This is a genomic window from Arthrobacter sp. CAU 1506, from assembly GCF_005047635.1.
Classification (GTDB): domain Bacteria; phylum Actinomycetota; class Actinomycetes; order Actinomycetales; family Micrococcaceae; genus Crystallibacter.
In genome coordinates this window covers 1-1316 of sequence record NZ_SUKC01000041.1, presented here as the reverse complement: position 1 = coordinate 1316, position 1316 = coordinate 1, and the positions used below count along the sequence as shown (strand labels likewise).

1 pseudogene and 1 other annotated feature are annotated in these 1316 nt (G+C 63.4%); the pseudogene reads left to right on the top strand.

The window, feature by feature from the left end:
• The first annotated feature begins 51 nt into the window (after nt 1-51).
• A pseudogene (locus E4J89_RS19290) lies at nt 52-1304 on the top strand (IS3 family transposase).
• Nucleotides 336-467, top strand: a sequence feature (AL1L pseudoknot). Its footprint overlaps the pseudogene before it by 132 nt.
• Nucleotides 1305-1316 lie beyond the last annotated feature (12 nt).

Genomic DNA, 1316 nt, shown 5'->3' with positions numbered 1-1316 from the left:
GTGAACCGTACTGGGTCTGGTAGAGACTCTTTCCTCACCGGAGAATGAATCATGACCAGCGGAATCAAGTACGAACAGGAATTCAAGGACCGTGCCGTGCGCCTGTATATGGAGCGGCGCGCGGAGCACCAGGAGGAGTCCAAGGCGGCCACGATCAGGCACGTGGCCAAGATCGTCGGGATTCCGGAAGACACGTTGCGGACCTGGTCGCGGAAGGCCGAGGTCGACGCCGGGGACCGCCCCGGGGTGACCAGCGATATGGCCGCCGACCTGCGCCGGCTGCGGCGGGAGAACGCGGAACTGAAGCGGGCCAACGAAATCCTGAAAACCGCATCGGCTTTTTTCGCAGCGGAGCTCGACCGCCCACGGCAATAATCGTTGAGTACATCGATGCTTTCAGGCACCGCTTCGGGGTCGAGCCGATCTGCCGCGTTCTCACCAAAAACGCCGGAATAAAGATCGCCCCGTGCACCTACTACGCGCATAAATCCCGCCCGCTTTCGGCCCGGGCCGCCTCCGATCTGGTGATGACCAAGGTGATCACCACCGTCCATAAGCAGAATTACGGCTGCTACGGAGTACTCAAAATGTGGCACGCGCTGAACCGGCAGGGGCACCGGATCGGGCGCGACCGGGTGGGCCGGCTGATGCGCCAGGCAGGCCTGGCCGGCGCCGTGAGGGGACGCCACCGCACCGTGACCACCCACCGGGACCGGGAAGCGCCCCGGCATCCGGACCGGGTCAACCGCGGCTGGGACATCACCGTGCCCAACACCGTCTGGGTGGCGGACTTTACCTACGTGTGGACGTATGCCGGATTCTGCTACGTCTCTTTCATCACCGACGTGGCCTCCCGGATGATCCTGGGCTGGAAAGCATCGATGTCGAAGGAAGCGTCGCTGGTGACCGGTGCGCTGGCCCAGGCGCTGTTCGCCCGCCGCCGCGGCAAGGTCAGGTTCACGTCCAACGGATTGATCCACCACTCCGACGCAGGCTCGCAGTACACGTCCATCGCGTTGACCGAAAAACTGGCCGAAGCAGGGATCGCCGGTTCGATCGGAACCGTGGGCGACGCCCTCGACAACGCGCTGATGGAGTCGACCATTGGTCTCTACAAGACCGAGCTGATCGACACCGATCCGACCCGCACGTGGACGTCGAGGCAAGCCGTTGAGACCGCGACCGCCGAGTGGGTGCACTGGTTCAACCATCAGCGTCTCCATTCATCCATCGGCTACCAGAGCCCGATAGAGTACGAACACCATTTCCACCTGAACCGCACCCGGGAACCCCTGAGTGCGTGAATCCCGAGCCTC